The organism is Polaromonas sp. UBA4122 (genome assembly GCA_002381615.1).
Classification (GTDB): Bacteria; Pseudomonadota; Gammaproteobacteria; order Burkholderiales; family Burkholderiaceae_C; genus Polaromonas.
The window spans coordinates 1-2,995 of sequence record DFWY01000131.1 but is presented as its reverse complement, the minus strand read 5'-3'; the positions used below and the strand labels follow the sequence as shown (position 1 = coordinate 2,995).

1 protein-coding gene and 2 pseudogenes are annotated in these 2,995 nt (G+C 57.9%); 1 reads left to right on the top strand and 2 read right to left on the bottom strand.

Annotated features, from left to right (window positions below; all coding sequences use genetic code 11):
* Nucleotides 1-5 precede the first annotated feature (5 nt).
* Both B3F77_RS21050 and B3F77_RS15860 read right to left on the bottom strand, forming a co-directional pair.
* A pseudogene (locus tag B3F77_RS21050) lies at nucleotides 6-443 on the bottom strand (IS1096 element passenger TnpR family protein); the annotation flags it as partial.
* A 140-nt stretch (nucleotides 444-583) separates the two neighbouring features.
* Nucleotides 584-1,654 carry a flavodoxin family protein gene (locus B3F77_RS15860; RefSeq protein WP_293605882.1) on the bottom strand — a complete coding sequence of 357 codons (1,071 nt, stop codon included), beginning with the start codon at nucleotides 1,652-1,654 and terminating at the stop codon, nucleotides 584-586.
* Nucleotides 1,655-2,026: 372 nt separating this feature from the next.
* Here B3F77_RS15860 and B3F77_RS15855 point away from each other — a divergent pair.
* A pseudogene (locus B3F77_RS15855) lies at nucleotides 2,027-2,979 on the top strand (IS5 family transposase).
* Nucleotides 2,980-2,995 lie beyond the last annotated feature (16 nt).

Genomic DNA, 2,995 nt, shown 5'->3' with positions numbered 1-2,995 from the left:
ACCTTTCATATCGACTCCTTCTTTGTTATCGTGATCTTGGCCCCGAAAAACGTACTCCATAGCTTGTGATTAAATTCAGAGATTGGAGATTGCGAATTGAGAAATATCAAAGGCGTACAAGTTCGGGGCAAATACAGCTTGGAGTTCAAGCTGGAGGCGGTGCGACTGTTCAAAGGCGGGCAAAGAGAAGCCATACGGCCGGGGTGTCGGGGCAGTTTGCGTGCCTTTGTATGAGAGGATGCCTGTTGGCAACCAAGTGCCCGTGGCATAGGATAGAAGCGCCAGTAGGATGCGGGGCTGGGATAGGCGTGCTTCTTTTCCAGCAGTAGGCGCGCTTCAACGCGAATTGAGTGTTGCCAGCAGTCGCCAAAGTCGTACTCGCAGCGGACGCGCGCGTTGATGCGGAATTTGAAATCGCTCATTCGGACCAGTTCAGGATCGGTCGACTTGAACGATAGAACCCCCCTTTGGAAGGCCTGCCAGGACTGGTCATCTGGGCAGAAAAATGAAAAGGTTTCTTGGCTCTCGAAAAGTGCGCTAAATACCCCGGCCCCTGAATTGTTCCACTCTCCCCAAAAGCTACTTACTTTGGCCGTGGACGCGACAGACTTGGCTGCACCGCTTGGAGCCGGCCGGCACGCAACTCGACGACGGCCTTGGCTACCGCGCGCGCCACGTTGCGCGCTTCTTCTTGCACGGGTTTATCCTGGTCCAGGGCCTCGTGACTGGTCGCATAAGGCTGGTAGTAACCAATAAATCGGTCTAATCGCGCCTGCACACCCGCATCGATAAAACCCATCCAGTCGAGCCAGTCCGACAGCGCGCGGCGCGAGACTTCGACTCCGGCCACATCTCCGTGGACGATCAGCCCATAGGCGCGCCCGGCGAGATGCTGGGGGTAGTCCCATCCGGCCATCTCAAGCTCTTTCGCCTTGCCGGCCTTCTTGCCCGAGGTCGAAGTGGGGTCGGGATTGCCACCGTCGGCGCACACTAGCCGATCAATCATAAGCTTCAACGGGCTCGGGCTCTGGTACCAGTACACAGGCGAGACGATGATCACCGCATGAGCGGCAGTCCAGCGCTCGTAGATCTCGGACATCCAATCGTTGGTCTGGTTGAGCGCGTGGTTAGGGTAGCAACTGCATGGCCAGTGGCACAACGGCATCGCGGTCGACACGCAACCCTTGCAGGGGTGGATATTGCGGCCGTATTCGGAGGTGAGCAAGCTCAGGTCCAGTACATCGACCTGGATGTCGGCTTGGTCCAGAGTTTCGCGCGCGATTCCCAACAACCGGAAGCTCTTGGATATCTCGCCCGGGCAGGTGCCATCGTTGCGCGCCGAGCCGCAGATCAGTAAGACCCGGGATGGTCTCAACGGGTCAGCCCAACTCCGCTGCGCATCGATGATGCGCTGTTTTGTGGCAGTCCACTCTGTGGACAATTCGTAGTCCGGATCGACATACCCCGGGCCCGCCTTCTGTGTGACAGGAGCCTTGCGGCCCTCGGTGTAGCCTGCCCAGGCGATCTCTTCAAGCCGTGCAATGGACTGCTCTTCGGCACGGAACGCCGGATCGATGAAGGCGGCACGAAACCGGACACTGAACTCCGCACGCACGAGTTGGGCCGGTGCTTGGCCCTTGCGAATCTCAATCACTGTTGACTCCGCTGGTCGGCCTGGCAGGAGCGTATGGACGGACAGGCTTTCATGAGTGTTCCTTGTAGATTGACCAGCGGTGACGAATCAGGTACCAAGCGACGCAAATGGAAGGACCATTGGCCGTCTGTTCGGTGCCAAACGCAGCACAGGCTTTTGTTGGCAACCGCACTGATCTTGCCTCTGTTGTCAATATTCCATAGGCTACTCATTATGCGGGTTTCCTGGCTTGCTGCTATGTTGGGTCCCCTAGTTTTCAGTGGGCGGCTTTAAGAGCGAAGCGCAACAGTTTTGTTGGCCGGTCCTTCTTCGCGATCCTAAGGCTATGCTGATTAAGGTCCACGCCCAGAGGGGCTGAAACGTTAACTAGGGATGAAGCAGCAAACCCTCGCGATGGCCGCCGATCAAACTTTTGAGAACTACCGCAAGCCCACGCGGCGCGATGAATTTCTCAAGACCATGGAAACTGTCGTGCCTTGGTCTGTAGTGTGCGAAGTGATCGAGCCGCACTACCCCAAGGCAGGAAACGGACGTCCACCGATTGGCCGTGAGCGCATGCTGCGCATCCACTTCATCCAACACTGGTTCAACCTGGCTGATCTGTCTTGTGAGGAGGCGCTGTACGACAGCGCCAGTCTGCGCCGCTTCGTCGGCATTGACTTGGGTCGTGAGCCTGTGCCGGATGCCACCACGATCCTGAAGTTTCGCAAACTGCTCAATGAGAACAAACTGGGTGACGCCTTGTTTGCCAAGGTCGGACAGGAGCTGCAGGCCCGAGGCTTCAAGGTCAACACTGGCACCATCGTGGACGCCACTATTCAATTGGCGCGCCCAGTTCAACCAAGAACGCCGATAAGGCCCGTGACCCCGAGATGCACCAAACCCGCAAAGGCCTGCAATGGTATTTCGGCATGAAGCTGCATATCGGCGTGGACAGCCAAAGCGGGCTGGCCCACAGCGCTGTCGTCACAGCCGCCAATGTACATGACAAACATCCTCTGCCAGACCTGCTGCACGGCAACGAACAGCGCGTCTACGGGGACTCAGCCTATGCCAGCCAAAAGGAGCTGATCAGCAGCAAAGCGCCCCACGCCAAAGACTTCACAAACCAGCGCACACGGCGCGCTGATGGCAGCGTTGACGAGGTGGCACGGAGCAAGAACCGCAACAAGTCACGCATCCGTTCTCGGGTGGAGCACGTCTTTGGCGTGGTCAAGCGGCTGTGGGGCTTTGGCAAGGTGCGTTACCGGGCCTTCTACCTGGAGTCGAACTGGACGGCCGGAAAGCTGCCAGTCGTGAACGACTCTTCACGCTGTGCGCCGTGAAAAGGCGGCGCTTTCC